At 60.7% G+C, this 14,475-nt stretch carries 15 protein-coding genes; 12 read left to right on the forward strand and 3 right to left on the reverse strand.

The window, feature by feature from the left end; translation table 11 throughout:
* The first annotated feature begins 3 nt into the window (after nt 1–3).
* From coaA to AB4Y73_RS00075, 4 genes are all read left to right on the forward strand, one after another.
* On the forward strand, nt 4–969 hold the full coding sequence (gene coaA, locus AB4Y73_RS00060) for a type I pantothenate kinase (protein WP_441866989.1): 966 nt from the start codon (nt 4–6) through the stop codon (nt 967–969).
* A 5-nt stretch (nt 970–974) separates the two neighbouring features.
* Complete coding sequence (locus AB4Y73_RS00065; protein WP_441866992.1) at nt 975–1,835, forward strand: M15 family metallopeptidase; 861 nt, start codon at nt 975–977, stop codon at nt 1,833–1,835.
* A 92-nt stretch (nt 1,836–1,927) separates the two neighbouring features.
* Entirely contained in the window at nt 1,928–2,317 is a 390-nt protein-coding gene (gene mscL / locus AB4Y73_RS00070) for a large conductance mechanosensitive channel protein MscL (RefSeq protein WP_441866995.1), read from the forward strand.
* A 135-nt stretch (nt 2,318–2,452) separates the two neighbouring features.
* Nucleotides 2,453–3,607 carry a hypothetical protein gene (locus AB4Y73_RS00075; RefSeq protein WP_441866998.1) on the forward strand — a complete coding sequence of 385 codons (1,155 nt, stop codon included), beginning with the start codon at nt 2,453–2,455 and terminating at the stop codon, nt 3,605–3,607.
* On the opposite strand, the gene glmM is transcribed toward AB4Y73_RS00075, so the two are convergent.
* Nucleotides 3,597–4,958 (reverse strand): phosphoglucosamine mutase, encoded by a 1,362-nt coding sequence (glmM, locus tag AB4Y73_RS00080; RefSeq protein WP_441867001.1) that lies wholly within the window; start codon nt 4,956–4,958, stop codon nt 3,597–3,599. The genes AB4Y73_RS00075 and glmM overlap by 11 nt on opposite strands.
* Nucleotides 4,959–5,143: 185 nt before the next feature.
* Here glmM and AB4Y73_RS00085 point away from each other — a divergent pair, with 185 nt between their 5' ends.
* The 3 genes from AB4Y73_RS00085 to AB4Y73_RS00095 are packed head-to-tail and all read left to right on the forward strand — an operon-like array spanning nt 5,144 to nt 10,207.
* Nucleotides 5,144–6,388 (forward strand): glycosyltransferase, encoded by a 1,245-nt coding sequence (locus AB4Y73_RS00085; protein ID WP_441867004.1) that lies wholly within the window; start codon nt 5,144–5,146, stop codon nt 6,386–6,388.
* Nucleotides 6,385–8,292, forward strand: coding sequence for an ArnT family glycosyltransferase (locus AB4Y73_RS00090; RefSeq protein WP_441867007.1), 1,908 nt, complete (start codon nt 6,385–6,387; stop codon nt 8,290–8,292). Before AB4Y73_RS00085 ends, AB4Y73_RS00090 begins: the two co-directional genes overlap by 4 nt.
* Nucleotides 8,264–10,207 carry a glycosyltransferase family 39 protein gene (locus AB4Y73_RS00095; protein WP_441867010.1) on the forward strand — a complete coding sequence of 648 codons (1,944 nt, stop codon included), beginning with the start codon at nt 8,264–8,266 and terminating at the stop codon, nt 10,205–10,207. The genes AB4Y73_RS00090 and AB4Y73_RS00095 overlap by 29 nt, the downstream gene beginning before the upstream one ends.
* 63 nt (nt 10,208–10,270) lie before the next feature.
* Here the strand turns inward: AB4Y73_RS00095 and rpsI are convergent, their stop codons facing one another.
* Complete coding sequence (rpsI, locus tag AB4Y73_RS00100) at nt 10,271–10,777, reverse strand: 30S ribosomal protein S9 (protein ID WP_164205955.1); 507 nt, start codon at nt 10,775–10,777, stop codon at nt 10,271–10,273.
* 38 nt (nt 10,778–10,815) lie between these two features.
* Entirely contained in the window at nt 10,816–11,259 is a 444-nt protein-coding gene (gene rplM, locus AB4Y73_RS00105) for a 50S ribosomal protein L13 (RefSeq protein WP_015937805.1), read from the reverse strand.
* Between the two features lie 296 nt (nt 11,260–11,555).
* Between rplM and AB4Y73_RS00110 the strand changes: the two genes are divergently transcribed.
* The 5 genes from AB4Y73_RS00110 to AB4Y73_RS00130 all read left to right on the forward strand — a co-directional run bounded on the left by AB4Y73_RS00110 (nt 11,556) and on the right by AB4Y73_RS00130 (nt 14,429).
* Nucleotides 11,556–12,221, forward strand: coding sequence for a prepilin peptidase (locus tag AB4Y73_RS00110; protein ID WP_441867014.1), 666 nt, complete (start codon nt 11,556–11,558; stop codon nt 12,219–12,221).
* A gap of 275 nt (nt 12,222–12,496) precedes the next feature.
* On the forward strand, nt 12,497–12,697 hold the full coding sequence (locus AB4Y73_RS00115; RefSeq protein WP_441867017.1) for a Flp family type IVb pilin: 201 nt from the start codon (nt 12,497–12,499) through the stop codon (nt 12,695–12,697).
* Nucleotides 12,698–12,722: 25 nt separating this feature from the next.
* Nucleotides 12,723–12,923 (forward strand): Flp family type IVb pilin, encoded by a 201-nt coding sequence (locus AB4Y73_RS00120; RefSeq protein WP_441867020.1) that lies wholly within the window; start codon nt 12,723–12,725, stop codon nt 12,921–12,923.
* A 103-nt stretch (nt 12,924–13,026) separates the two neighbouring features.
* Nucleotides 13,027–13,428, forward strand: coding sequence for a TadE/TadG family type IV pilus assembly protein (locus tag AB4Y73_RS00125; protein ID WP_441867022.1), 402 nt, complete (start codon nt 13,027–13,029; stop codon nt 13,426–13,428).
* The gene (locus AB4Y73_RS00130) at nt 13,416–14,429 is read left to right on the forward strand and encodes a pilus assembly protein TadG-related protein (protein ID WP_441867025.1); all 1,014 of its coding nucleotides are present in this window, start codon (nt 13,416–13,418) and stop codon (nt 14,427–14,429) included. Before AB4Y73_RS00125 ends, AB4Y73_RS00130 begins: the two co-directional genes overlap by 13 nt.
* Nucleotides 14,430–14,475: the final 46 nt, after the last annotated feature.

The raw sequence follows: 14,475 nt of genomic DNA on the forward strand, positions 1-14,475 counted from the left end.
AAAGTGACTTTGCAACGCAACGAAGCGAACGGCGAGGGTGTCTCCCCGTTCGTTGAGCTGGACCGCCAGACCTGGTCCCGGCTCGCCGCCCAGATGGAGCAGCCCCTTAACGAAGAGGACATTGTCCGTCTGCGTGGCCTCGGCGATCCCCTGGACATGAAGGAGATCCGCGAGGTCTACCTTCCGCTGTCCCGGCTCCTGCACCTTTATGTCGAGGCTGCGGGCCAGCTGCATTCGGCCACCACCACCTTCCTGGGGGAGAAGACGCAGCGTACGCCGTTTGTTATTGGTGTGGCCGGGTCCGTGGCTGTGGGGAAGTCCACTATTGCGCGTGTGCTCCGGGAGATGCTGCGGCGCTGGCCGGGCACCCCGAACGTTGAGCTGATCACCACGGACGGCTTCCTCTATCCCCTGGCCGAGCTCCAGCGGCGGCAGCTGCTGGAACGCAAAGGCTTCCCCGAGTCCTACGACCGGCGTGCGCTGCTGCGTTTTGTGAGCGAGGTCAAGGGCGGCGCGGAGGAGGTCCGGGCGCCCTGGTACTCGCACGTCACGTACGACATCGTGCCGGAAAAGGAAGTGGTGGTCCGCCGCCCCGACGTGCTGATCGTGGAGGGCCTGAACGTCCTGGCCCCGGCCCGCCCGCGGCAGGACGGCCGGCAGGGCCTGGCCGTGAGTGACTTCTTCGACTTCTCCATTTATGTGGACGCCAAGACCGCCTACATCGAGGAGTGGTACGTGGAGCGGTTCCGCAGGCTCCAGAGCACGGCGTTCGCGCAGCCGGAGTCCTACTTCCACCGGTACGCGTCGCTGTCCCCCAGCGAGGCCGAAAGCACTGCCCGGGACATCTGGAAGCGCATCAACGAGCCGAACCTGGAGGAGAACGTCCTCCCCACCCGCGGCCGGGCGCAGCTGGTGCTGTCCAAGGACGCGGACCACTCCATCCGGCGTATGCTCCTGCGGAAGGTTTAACACACGTGCGCCACGACTGCGTGGACGGCTCCTCTTCGGGAGCGAGCCGCCGTTCCTTCGCCCGGTTCCTCGCCGCAGGAGCCGGACTGACTGTTTTGGCAGCGTGCACGCCGGAGGCACCCGGGGCGGCACCGTCGTCGCCCTCCCCCGTTCCTGAATCCCCTTCACCCGCCTCTGCCGCCGCGGTGGAAAGTACGACGGCGGCAGCTGAGCCGCCTGCCCCAACTCCCGTTCCGCCGTCGGCGGCTGCGTCACTGCCGGGGAAATTCTCGCTGACGGATCCTGCCAGCCCCTGGGTGGTGGTGAACAAGCACCGTCCGCTGCAGCCGGCGGACTATGCCCCGGCGGACCTGGTGCAGCCTGCTGTTAGGTTGGCGGTGTCCGGCGAGGCGGCGCTCCTGAACAGCACGACGGCGGCTGCGGCGGAAGCGATGTTCGCCGCGGCCGCGCGGGACGGCGTGGTGATGACGCTGGCGAGCGGCTACCGCTCGTATAGCACGCAGGTGGCCACCTACAACGGCTACGTGGCGGCCCGCGGCCAGGCGGATGCCGACACAGCCAGCGCCCGGCCAGGCTACTCGGAGCACCAGACCGGGTGGGCCTTCGACATCGGCGACGGCGGCGGGGCATGCAGCTTCCAGCCATGCTTCGCGGACCAGCCGGCGGCCGTGTGGGCGAAGGCGAACGGCCACCGCTTCGGCTTTGTGGTGAGGTACCCGTGGATGTTTCACCCGATTACGGGCTACTACTACGAGCCGTGGCACCTGCGGTACATCGGAGTGGCGGCCGCCACCGACATGGCGAACCGGGGCATCAACACTGTGGAGGAGTACTTCGGGGTGGCGGCGGCGCCGGGGTACGCATAAACGATGGGTGCGTCCATTTGGTTCCCGACACGGACGAAGAATTTACTTTGCCGTCATGTGCCGCGTCTCTTTAGTGCGCTAGCTTTGGTCCTATGTTGACAGGATTCAAGAATTTCATCATGAAGGGCAACGTCGTAGACCTTGCCGTCGCCGTCGTGATGGGTGCCGCTTTCGGCGCCGTCGTGACCTCAATTGTCGAGGGCCTGCTCACACCGCTGATCGGCCGTCTGTTCAATGCCAAGGGCATTGCGGAAATGCAGTGGGAGGGATTCATGTATGGATCCGTCATCTCCTCCATCATTTCATTCGTGCTGGTGGCCGCCGCCATCTACTTCATTGTCATTGTGCCGATGAACCACATGATCGAGCGCCGCAACCGCCGCCTCGGCATCAACCCCGACGTCAAGGAAGAATCCGCGGAAGACCCGCAGATCGCCCTGCTCACCGAAATCCGCGACTCGTTGCAGAACCGGGCACTGTAGGTTCCCCGACGCACCAACCAAGTGTGGCCCGCTTCCGGACGGAGGCGGGCCATAGTCTTATACATCTCCGTGCTTACTACATTGACACGCCAGCCTGCGACACCGAAAGATTGCTCAATGGGGGAATTTGGGGCTATGCAGCCGTTCAAAGTCATGCAGCCTGTCCGACGCTATCCGACTTGGACGATCGTAGTCGTCGGAATCCTTGCCCTCTCGGCGCGCCTGACGCTGTTCCCATACGTCAGCGGGGATTCCAAAATATTCTTGTTGCCCTGGATGCAAGAGTTCCGCGATAACGGCGCTGCCGCCCTCGGAGGACAATTCTCCAACTACAATTTTCCGTACTTGTTTCTAATGTTCCTAGGAAGCTTGCTTCCCTTGGAACCGCTGTTTGCTATTAAACTTGTCTCCCTCGCCGGGGATTGCATGCTCGCGCTCTCGGTCGGCGCACTCGTAGCGCAGTTCCCAACTGCAAGACTCTTGCCGGTGACAGCAGCCGTGGTAGCGCTGTTCCTGCCCACGGTGTTGCTGAACGCCAGCATGTGGGGGCAGTGCGACGCCATCTACACGTCATTCCTGATAATGTCCCTCAGAAGCCTGATGCGGAACGATAGGCACGGCGCGTGGTCGTGGTGGGCAATCGCCCTTTCCTTCAAGCTGCAGGCCGTGTTTTTTCTGCCAGCCTTGGCGCTCATTGCCCTCCGAAACCGTCATAGTCCAAGGCTGCCAGCCATGGCTGTAGTCATTTGGATCTTACTCAGCATTCCGCCCGTACTATTCGGACGTTCGCTAAGCAGTACTTTCAGCATCTATTTCCATCAGACTCAGGAGGACCGCCTAGCGGCTGGCGCCGCTAACATATATGCGTGGTTTCCCGGGACCACCGCAGCAGAGGGCAAGTTCCCGGCAATCGCAATCTGTGCTTCTGTCCTACTGCTTGCCGCCCGCGCATACTGGCGGGGACGGGATTCTAGGGAACGGCAGGTTCTTTTGGTCGTCACCGTGTTGGCGGTCTGCCCCCTCCTACTTCCACAGATGCACGATCGCTACTTTTTCGCTGCCGAAGTGACATCTCTACTCCTCCTGAGGCATAAAAGGCTCTTCCCCGTGCCATGGGTTTTCTCTGCGACTGGTCTCTTTGTTTATGTGCTTTACTTCCTGAACAACCAATTCGTTTGGCCTTTGCTTCTGGCCTCAATCGTCCAGTGTTGGGCCGTCGGAAGGCTGCTGTTAGCGCTCTGGCGTACAGGACGCGCAGCACCGACGCGGGTGGCCGCAACTAGTCCGTGACGAGCTCGAGAGCGAGTTCGGTGCGGACCACTTGGGCGAGCCGCTCGGCGATGGACTGGGCCGTGGCTTCGTCCCCGGCCTCCACCATCACGCGGACGACCGGCTCTGTCCCTGACGGGCGGAGCAGGACGCGTCCGGTGTCACCCAGTCCGGCCTCAGCAACGGCCACAGCCTGCTGCAGGACATCAGAGCTGGCCACCCGGCTGCGGTCAACGCCCTTGACGTTGATGAGGACCTGCGGGAGCTTGGTCATCACGGCGGCCAGTTCCTTGAGGGGTTTACCCGTTAGCGCGATTTGCGCCGCCAACTGTAGGCCGGTGAGGACTCCGTCGCCGGTGGTTGCATAGTCGGAGAAGATGACGTGTCCGGACTGTTCGCCGCCGAGGTTGTAGCCGCCGCCGCGCATGCTCTCGAGGACGTAACGGTCCCCAACTGCCGTTTCCCGGATGCTGATGCCGGCTTCGCGGAGCGCGATCTTGAGGCCGAGGTTGCTCATGACGGTGGCGACGAGAACGTCGTCGACCAGCTTGCCGGAGGCTTTGAGGGCAACGGCCAGGATCGCCATGATCTGGTCGCCGTCCACCTCGTTGCCTTCGTGGTCCACGGCAAGGCAGCGGTCGGCGTCGCCGTCGTGGGCAATTCCGAGGTCGGCGCCGTGTTCCACGACTGCGGTCTTGAGCTGGCCCAGGTGCGTGGACCCGACGCCGTCATTGATATTGTGGCCGTCCGGATCGGCGCCGATGACCACGACGTCGGCGCCGGCGTCCTTGAAGACCTGGGGCGAGCAGCCGCTGGCGGCGCCGTGGGCGCAGTCCAGCACCACTTTGAGGCCGTCGAGGCGGTGCGGCAGGGTTCCGAGCAGGTGCACGACGTAACGGTCTTCGGCGTCCGAGAAGCGCTGGATGCGTCCGACGTCGGCACCGACCGGGCGCGTCGGCTCCTTGGTCATCTGCTGCTCGATGGCGTCTTCAACCTCGTCAGGGAGCTTCTGGCCGCCGCGGGCGAAGAACTTGATGCCGTTGTCCGGCGCCGGGTTGTGGGAGGCGGAGATCATGACGCCGAAGTCGGCGTCGAGATCCGCCACCAGGTAAGCAGCGGCCGGGGTCGGCAGAACACCGGCGTCGTAGACGTCAATGCCGGAGCTGGAGAGCCCGGCCTCAACGGCCGCGGCGATGAACTCGCCACTCGCCCGGGGGTCGCGTGCCACCACGGCGCGGGGCCGGCTGCCGTTGGTGTTGCGGTCATGACCCAACACGACGGCGGCTGCTTGGGCGAGCTGCATGGCGAGCTCCGCCGTCAACAGGCCGTTAGCCAGGCCCCGGACTCCATCTGTTCCAAATAATCTAGACATCGGGGTCAAGTCTAGGGGATGGCTACGAATGGCACGCCTACTCCGACGCTCCTACTTGCCGTCATCGGTCGCGCTACCTGCACCCGAGACGGTCGAACTACATGGACTACTTGGTTCTTAGAAGGGGTACTTGTCTTTGCCTAAAAGCCTCGCCAAGGGTCTTTTGACGCTTCTACTCTCAATGCATGACACCTAGCTATGGGGGCTTGGCGCTCGAAATTGTAGTACCGGTTTTCAATGAGGAAGCCGTACTCGACAACAGCATCCGAAGGCTCGCCGAATACCTGACGCACGAAATGCCTTCGACGTGGAAAATAACCATCGCCGACAATGCAAGCACTGATCGCACGCCGCTGATTGCGGCTAGACTCAGCGAGCTGTTGCCAAATGTTGAGTATCGCCGTCTCGAGGTCAAAGGACGCGGCTTTGCCCTTCGCAATGCTTGGAGCGCCTCGGACGCGAAAGTTTTAGCCTACTTGGACGTGGACCTCTCAACTGACCTTGCTGCACTCCCGCCACTTGTTGCGCCACTGCTGTCCGGTCATTCTGACATCTCCATCGGAACGCGCCTGGGCCAGAGCTCTCGCGTCAGCCGGGGCCCGAAACGGGAATTCATTTCTCGCTCCTACAATTTCTTGCTCCGACGGACCATGCAGGTCCGGTTTTCTGATGCGCAATGCGGGTTTAAAGCCATCCGCGCCGATGTTGCACGCCGACTGCTTCCACACGTTGAGGACAACGGCTGGTTCTTTGACACAGAACTGCTGATTATTGCAGAACGTTCCGGGCTGCGAATCCACGAAATTCCAGTTGATTGGATTGATGACCCGGACAGTCGCGTCAACATCAAGCAGACAGCTCTTGATGATCTTCGCGGGATGGTTCGCGTAGCCGGCTCCCTGGTCAAGGGATCCATACCAGTCGCGGCCATTTATGCCGAGCTTGGCCGCCGCCCGATTGCGGCCCCAGGCAGGCCAAGTTTCTTCGGCCAGGTCATTCGCTTCGGCCTCGTTGGCGCCCTTTCAACACTTGCGTTCGCGCTATTGTATTTAGTCCTGCAGGGCCCCTTCGGCGCACAACAAGCCAACTTCCTGGCGCTGCTCCTGACAGCCGTGGGTAACACGGCCGCCAACAGGAGATTCACATTTGGCATCAGTGGTCCGGCCAAATTGTTCACCCAACAGTTCCAGGGCCTTGTAGTCTTCCTCCTTGCGTGGGGCATAACGTCTGCCTCGCTGATGGTCCTGCATTCGGTCAACTTGGACGCCGCGCCAGGCGCCGAACTACTGACCCTGACCAGTGCTAACGTCTTCGCCACGCTGATGCGGTTTGTCCTCCTCCGGCTCTGGGTCTTCCGCGAACGACGGAACTTCTCACGTTCCGGCATTCCGCTTACCGCCGCTCTGACGTCGGCCGGTCGCGTCTCGTGAACCGGGAAATGGTGGCGGCTGACGCCGCGCCCGCTGCAGCGGAGGGGAACTTCCGGTGCGGACCCGCCCGGAACGAGGCCTGGGAGCGGCCTGCTCTCCTGTGTCTCTTGGCGGCAGCGGCAGCGCTCTACCTCTGGGGCCTGGACGCGAACGGCTGGGCAAATCCCTACTATTCAGCTGCAGCCCAAGCCGGCGCCAACGACTGGAAGGCTTTCTTTTTCGGCTCCTTTGAATGGGGCAATCTCATCACGGTGGACAAGACACCGCTGAGTCTCTGGGTTATGTCTCTTTCGGTACACATCTTTGGCCTCAGCAGCTGGAGCATCCTGGTTCCCCAGGCACTCATGGGGGTCGCCACCACTTATCTGATCTACCGCCTTCTCCGGCGTGGGTTTGGTCCCCGCACTGCCCTTTTCGCCGCGGCCCTGTATGCCACCACCCCCGTGGTGGTATTGATGTCCAGATATAACAATCCTGAACCTCTAATGGGGCTCCTGACCGTAGCCTCCGTTTTGGTGACCCTAAAGGCCATGGAATCCGGCCGGCTCAGGAGTTTCGCCCTGGCCGGATTCCTCCTGGGCCTGGGATTTATGGCCAAGCAGGTCCAGGCGCTGTTGGTGCTCCCTGCCCTCGGAGCGGCAGTGCTGGCGTTCAGCCGCGGCCGCTTCACACACCGCGTCCGTCAGCTGTTCGTCGCAGGCGGAACGCTGCTGGCCACGTCCGCTGCGTGGCTCGTCACCGTGGACCTCATTCCTGCAGACCAACGGCCGTATATTGGGGGCTCACTTAACAACAGCGCCGTGGAACTCACCCTGGATTACAACGGCCTTGCCCGTTTCATCCATATCCCGATGAACGCCCAAGGTGGGCGGGCAACATCGGCCCAGAACGACGTCTCGGCCGGAGGCGACGGGCTGCGGCGGCTCCTTAACGGAAACTTTGCCCCAGAGATCGGCTGGTTGCTCTTTACCGGCGTCGCCTGTTGCGTGGTCATTCTGGTCTTGAACCGGTCTCTGGGCCTCTCCGCCCCGCAACGCAACATCACTACCATCGCTTGCCTGTGGTTCACCTCCGTACTGTTGGTCCTCGCATCCATGGGCTCCATGATCCACACCTACTACACCTACTCCTTAGCCGCACCACTGGCTCTGGTGGTGGCCATTGGGATCTCATCATTGTGGAAACATCGACACCGGATGGCTCTTCGTGCAGTTGGTGCAGTCCTCATTGGCTCCTCCGCCTACTTGGCCCTGCGGGTGATGGAATACAGCCACGAATGGCCGTTCTGGGGGCGGTTGCTTGTGGGCTTGGCCGGAATCAGCGGAAGTCTGCTGTGGCTCAGCCCCCGGCTCAGCCCCCGCCTCCCAAGAACCAGTGCCGCAGCCCTGCTAGTCTGCCTCCTGCTGGGACCGATGGGCAGTGCACTGTTTACGATCGCCACCCCCCAGCAAGGCTCTAACCCCCAGTCCGGCCCGGTTGGAGACGATCCGGTTTCCTTGTCCAGGCTGTTCCTGGCAATTAAGGACGGCCAGCCTCCTTGGGCGCAGCAGATTGCCCTTGGCGCACCGCCCTCACAGTCTGTCCTTGACCTTCTGGAGCACCACTCCTCGGGCCAGCAGTGGGCGGCGGCTACCTACTCGGCCGCAAATGCGGCCCGGTATCAACTCGAATCCGGACGGCCAGTCATTCCGCTCGGTGGCTGGCTAGGCACCGACCCCACCCCCACTCTGGAGCAATTCCAGAGCCTGGTGGCGCAGCACCGTATCGGCTATTTTATTTGGCAGCAGGACTTGCTCAAGCGAGGGGAACTCAGTGCAGAAACCCGGGGCATCACTGATTGGGTCCGCAGCAACTTCACGGAGCAGGTGGTCGACGGTGTCCACCTCTACGACCTCCGGGGCTAAGCAGGGCTACGCCTCTGCGCAGCGGGCTCCGGTGGCCGGCAGGATGGCGGCCCTCGGGATCTCTCTGTGGCGCGGCCGCCTCAAAGATCCGGCTTGGGAACGTCCTGCCCTGGTGGCAATCTTGGCAACCAATGTGCTGCTCTACAGTTGGAACCTCGGCATCAACGGCTGGGCCAACTACTTCTACAGCGCCGCTGTCCAGGCAGGCACCATGGACGCCAAGGCGTTCTTCTTTGGGTCATCGGACTGGGGCAATTCCATCACCGTCGACAAGCCGCCCCTGAGCCTGTGGGTGATGGGCCTGTCGGTCAGAATCTTCGGCTTGTCCCCCATCTCCATGCTGCTCCCACAGGTGGCTATGGGTGTGGGGACAACCCTACTGATCTATTTAATCCTGAGGCGCTGCACGTCAGGCGCGGCTGCCCTCACGGGCGCAACGGTGTTCTTCACGACGCCAATCGTCACGCTAATGTCCCGCTACAACAACCCGGATCCTCTTATGCTGCTGCTTATGGTGGCAGCCGTCTGGTTCGTCCTGCGAAGCGTTGAAACCGGCCGCGGGCGTTTCTTCGTTGTGGCCGGGGCATTATTAGGGTTGGCATTCATGACTAAGCAATTGCAAGGAATGCTTAGCGTTCCCGCTTTGGGTCTTGCCTTCATCATGTTCAGCCCCCAACAGTGGACCAAACGGTTGCTGACGGCGGTCTACGGTTTAGGCGCTTTGGTCGTCACCGGCGGCCTTTGGATGACTATTGTGGACCTGATTCCCGAGGACCAGCGCCCTTATGTGGGTGGTTCTTCTTCCAACAGCGTCCTTCAACTCACCTTTGCCTATAACGGCATTGACCGTATCGCTGGTGGCGATGCTGTCCCCGGCGCACAGCAACTTCCATCGCAATTTCGCCCGGTCGACAGCGATGCCGGGTTCCTAAGGCTGTTGAATGCTAACTACAACCAGGAGGCTACTTGGCTATTGCTGGCTGCTCTGATGTCTGCGGTGTTACTCGCTGTCGCCTGGCGTCGTTTCCTGACGAACCGCGTGGCCCGGACGCTTAGCTTGGTGGCTGTCCTTTGGTTGTTTACAGCGTTTCTATTGCTGTCTTTTATGGGTAACCAGATCCACACGTACTACACGGCTGCGCTAGCGCCCCCGCTTGCATTCGTGCTCGGTCTAGCCGTTGAAGCGCTGGGAGTCGCGCGCGGGTCGCTGAAATTCCGACTATTTGGGGCAATCATTGCTTTGAGTGCGTTGCTATCTTCGTGGCTCATTCTGTCGGGCACCACGGGTTGGCCGGTCTGGCTACCCACAGTTGTCCTTAGCCTCGGAATTGCGTGCCTTTCCGCGCTGGTTCTGAAGCCCCCTACTCCTAAAATCGAGGCCATCGCGGCCAGCCTCCTTGCCGTGTCACTACTGTGTGGTCCGGTAGTTACGTCCATCCATAATGTTACTGTGCCATTCAACGGTTCGAATCCGCTCTCGGGGATGCTGTCGAAGAACCCGGCAGCTATTAGCCATCTCTTGGCGCAATTGCATAACAACGAAATCGTCTGGGCTCACGATATTGCGTTCGGCCGGGATCCCGACACCGTAGTTGTGGACGCCTTGTCGGCCTCCACTGGCTGCAAGTGGGCTGCAGCCAGTTACGCTAGCCAAACAGCAGCACGGCTTCAACTGGAATCCGGCCGCCCTGTCATGCCAGTTGGAGGCTTTGTTGGGAGCGACCCCTCACCTTCGCTTGACAAGTTCAAGGAACTGGTGGCCGCCGGTGAAATTTGTTATCTCATTCAGCAGGAAGCCTTCGTAGAAGTGCAAGAACCGAATTCGTCGGCAATGGCGATCTCCAATTGGGTACAGAAATACTTTCATTCGGAAAGGCTCGGCAACACCAAGGTATATCGTCTCACCAAAGAGTAGGGGCCGAAAAAATACAGAAGCCCGCCCCGCCGACTGGCGGGACGGGCTTCTATGCAAGCGGGTTTAGCGCTTTGAGTACTGCTGAGCCTTGCGGGCCTTCTTGAGACCAGCCTTCTTGCGCTCAATGATGCGGGCGTCGCGGCGCAGGTAACCGGCCTTCTTCAGGGTGGCGCGGTTGTTGTCGACATCGATCTCGTTCAGTGAACGGGCGATGCCGAGGCGCAGTGCGCCAGCCTGGCCGGAGATGCCTCCGCCGTGGATGCGGGCGATGACGTCGTAGGCGCCTTCAAGATCGAGGATCTTGAAGGGCTCGTTGACGTCCTGCTGGTGCAGCTTGTTCGGGAAGTAGTTGTCCAGCGCGCGGCCGTTGATGGTCCACTTGCCGGAACCCGGTACAACGCGGACGCGGGCAACGGCTTCCTTGCGGCGGCCAACAGCTGCGCCGGCAACGGTCAGGGCCGGGCGCTCCTTCTTCGGCGCAGCAGCTTCCGCGGCTCCGCTTTCAGAGGTGTAGCTGGTCAGGGTTTCCTCAGCCTCAACGGCTTCGGTGGTCTCTTCGTTCTGAGCCACGATTCTCCTTGTATAGATAAGTTGTTTGGTGGCCAGGACTACTGGGCGACCTGGGTAATTTCGAAAGTCTTGGGCTGCTGGGCGGCGTGGGGGTGCTCTGCACCGCGGTACACCTTCAGCTTGCCCAGCTGCTGTGCAGCGAGGGAGTTCTTGGGGAGCATGCCCTTGATGGCCTTCTCAACGGCGCGGACCGGGTTGGATTCCAGGAGTTCCGCGTAGTTGACGGAGGTCAGGCCGCCCGGGTAGCCGGAGTGGCGGTATGCGCGCTTCTGCTCCAGCTTGGCGCCGGTCAGGGCTACCTTTTCAGCGTTGATGATGATGACGAAGTCGCCCATGTCCATGTGGGACGCAAAGGTGGCCTTGTGCTTGCCGCGCAGCAGGATTGCGGTCTGGCTCGCGAGACGACCAAGGACAACGTCTGTGGCGTCAATGACGTGCCACTGGCGGTTGATATCGCCGGGCTTCGGGGTGTACGTACGCACGGTTTTTGCCTCGTTCTTGTTCTGGCGTTCTTGTTTAGGTGTCACTCAAACGTGTGCACCTACTATCTATGCGCTACCGGAACAGAGGTGAGGGCTCCATGTAACCAGTCATCCAGAAGTCTCGAATGTGCTCGTTGAGTAGTTATCCTGCAACCGGATTCTCAAGCGGGCACGCATCATCGAGAAAGGACACGCACAACGACTACCAATGTTAGCTTGAACCGGGCCTCAGGGTCAAAATAAGTGAGCCGGACAGTCTCCACAGCCCGCCGGCCTGACGTATGCAGGGGGATTCGATGGCTTCTTTAGGTTACGCCGATTCAACGGTGCCGCTGTTTGTTATCGGGCTGGGGCTCCTGGGACTCCTTCTTTCACCTGTCGCCGAGGTGCTGATTGCCAAGCTCCTCCCCCGCATCGGCGGACTGCCCACCCCAAGGGTCCGGATGACGACGGCGGTGATCACCGGGGTCCTTTGCGCCGCCTTCGCTTTGCGCTTTGGCATCGAGGCAATCCTCCCGGCTTTCATACTGCTTGCCGTTCTTGGTGTGCAGCTGGCCAGGATTGACATCTCGCTGCATTTGCTACCGAATCCCCTTGTTTTGTGCCTCTTATTTGGCGGTCTAATTGGTCTTTTGATAGCGGTTATTGGTGGGTCCCCGTGGCCAGACGCGTTCCGAGCGGTTGCCGGTGGGGCGATACTCTTCGTCATCTACCTGATTTTGGCCTTAATTTCGCCCGCCGGCATGGGAATGGGCGACGTCAAGTTCGCGGCACCCATCGGCCTTTACTTGGGGTACCTAGACTGGAGCCATCTGCTGTACGGCGGCCTCCTGGGATTCATCGTAAACGGAGTTGTAACGGTCGTCGTCCTTCGCCGTAACCGCGCAGAAAGCCCCTCTGAGGTGCCTCACGGGCCCTCAATGCTTGCTGCCGCAGCCAGCGTAGCGCTCCTCTTACCCTAAGCCGCGACGCTCCTCAACACCGCTAGCGACCACTTATGCCGCCGCGTCCAAGTAGTGCCGTGCGTACATACATCGCCAAAGCGAGTACTCACGATTGCGTTTCGAGTACGTCATTAAAACAAGCCTAGAAAAGTCGGGTACCTCTACGCATTGTTGCCGAAACGCCCAAATGACAACCTCTTCTTAGCGAAGTCCAGCCGCTAGGGATTTATGGGGGCAGCTGGAAATTCGTTGAAAAGTATCCAAACCAATTTCATCGAATTAAGGAAACTAAAATGACTTCACTTATGGTCTCAATGACTGCTTTTATCGCCGGCGTCAAGGATCGTTTCACCTCCGAAAAGGGTGCGACTGCCACGGAGTACTCCCTGCTGGTTGGACTCATTGCGCTGGTCCTCGTGGTTGGTGTGGGCGCCTTCGGCGGAGCACTCAACACCTGGTTCAGCACCCTTGGCACGACGGTCAAGGGCTGGTAGCCCAAAAGCGGAGCGGAGCGGACAAATGAAGAATCTCCTTCTCGTAATTCAAACCCTCGAGGGGTGGCTTCAAACCGACTTCAAGTCGCAGAAAGGCGCGACCGCTACGGAGTATTCACTCCTTGTCGGGCTAATTGCGTTGGTCCTGGTTGTTGGTGTCGGCGCCTTTGGTGGCGCACTCAACACCTGGTTTAGCAACTTGGGTACAACCGTCACTGGCTGGTAACCAAGCCTCCATCGGTGTGCCGCGCTGCACGGCGCGGCACACCGGTCTTTTCCAAGCTGCAACTGTCCAGGGGGACCCTTTGAAACGCAGCCGCAGAACTTCAATGAACGGCGAACGAGGCGCGGTAGCCGTGGAACTTGCACTGGTTGCCCCGCTCCTACTCGCGTTGATCGCCGGCATCGTTGAGTTTTCCTACATGTACAACACCCAGATCTCGTTGTCTCAGGCAGCCCGTGAGGCGGCCCGCACCTACGCTGTCACGACTCGGTGGTCCGATGCCACGACGGCTGGAATCAATGGCGCGCCCGGAAGCGGACTCACGCCCGCCGACTTCACCTTGGCGCCCACCAGCACCTGCACAGGTACAGGCTTAACCGTCCAGGTCACGGTGAAACACACGTTCAATTCACCGACAGGCTTCGCCCTCAACGTTCAGGGAACCAACATCTCCTTCTCAAAGACATTCGTCACCACCGGAGTAGGTGCGATGCAATGCGGCGGATAATTTGGAGGCTCCGTCAGCGTGGGGAAGACGGCGTAGCCGGCGTTCTTGTGGTCCTGATTATGCTGGTCCTCATCGGAGCCGGAGCCATGGCCGTGGACGTCGGGCAAATCTACTCAGAACGAGCACAACTGCAAAACGCCGCGGACGCTGGCGCCTTGGCCGTCGCCGACAGTTGCTCAAAAGGCACATGCGTGGTCGGCTTGGCGGCACCACTGGCCGACGCAAACTCGCTTGATGGGAAGAGCGAGGTCATCACACCGGTCGATCTGTCCGTGGCGGGTCAAGTGACAGTCAGGACCAAGACACGGAACGGCGCCGGAACCAGCTCGACCCTTTCCAAGCTATTTGCAAGCGCGCTCAGTTCCGCTCCAGCAGCTACCGTCGGAGCAACGGCCACCGCGATCTGGCAGAAAACACCACCATCTGGGGCGTTCCCTTTGGTCTTCGACCAGTGCCAGGTCGGGAGCACGTATGCACCGCTGGGCACTACGGTGCTCATCAAGGAACATGGGAAAAGCCCATGCGTAGGCAGCCCCTCCGGTCATCATATTCCGGGCGGTTTTGGCTGGCTGGACCCGGACCCAATCCTTCCCTGTAATGCAAATACCGATTCGAACGGCTGGGTAGGTTCCAACCCCGGCAACAGTAAGACGCCCAGTGATTGCACGTCGCTCCTGGACGCCTGGCGTGCCACCATCGACAACTCCATGAAGCAATATGCTATCGGCTATTTCCCGCTCTTCGACGATGGCGCTGGTAACGGGGCAAACGGCAGCTTCCACATAGTCGGCTACGCCAAGGTTGAAATCCACGGCTGGTCCTTCGTCCAGGATGACGATGGTCTCACGGGCAGCAAGGCAGATCCGGCCTGCGTGGCACTGTTCAAGAAGGGCAGCGACCGTGGCATCTGCGGTCAATTCCTAAAGTTCATTCCTTGGTCTGACCGGGCTTCTGTGGACGGGCCACTATTCCAACAAACAGTTGTGAAACTCATCAAGTAGCTCGGCTAAGGGGAAAGAAATGAAAGCACGCCTACTGGGAGGCATC

The sequence above is a fragment of the Pseudarthrobacter sp. TAF60_1 genome (assembly GCF_052113505.1).
GTDB lineage: Bacteria > Actinomycetota > Actinomycetes > Actinomycetales > Micrococcaceae > Arthrobacter.

Excerpts from the sequence above, each read along its gene's own strand:
- mscL (WP_441866995.1), top strand. The coding sequence starts at position 1,928 with ATGTTGACAGGATTCAAGAATTTCATCATGAAGGGCAACGTCGTAGAC.
- AB4Y73_RS00075 (WP_441866998.1), top strand. The coding sequence starts at position 2,453 with ATGCAGCCGTTCAAAGTCATGCAGCCTGTCCGACGCTATCCGACTTGG.
- glmM (WP_441867001.1), bottom strand. The coding sequence starts at position 4,958 with ATGTCTAGATTATTTGGAACAGATGGAGTCCGGGGCCTGGCTAACGGC.
- AB4Y73_RS00085 (WP_441867004.1), top strand. The coding sequence starts at position 5,144 with ATGACACCTAGCTATGGGGGCTTGGCGCTCGAAATTGTAGTACCGGTT.
- AB4Y73_RS00110 (WP_441867014.1), top strand. The coding sequence starts at position 11,556 with ATGGCTTCTTTAGGTTACGCCGATTCAACGGTGCCGCTGTTTGTTATC.
- AB4Y73_RS00115 (WP_441867017.1), top strand. The coding sequence starts at position 12,497 with ATGACTTCACTTATGGTCTCAATGACTGCTTTTATCGCCGGCGTCAAG.
- AB4Y73_RS00120 (WP_441867020.1), top strand. The coding sequence starts at position 12,723 with ATGAAGAATCTCCTTCTCGTAATTCAAACCCTCGAGGGGTGGCTTCAA.
- AB4Y73_RS00125 (WP_441867022.1), top strand. The coding sequence starts at position 13,027 with ATGAACGGCGAACGAGGCGCGGTAGCCGTGGAACTTGCACTGGTTGCC.
- AB4Y73_RS00130 (WP_441867025.1), top strand. The coding sequence starts at position 13,416 with ATGCGGCGGATAATTTGGAGGCTCCGTCAGCGTGGGGAAGACGGCGTA.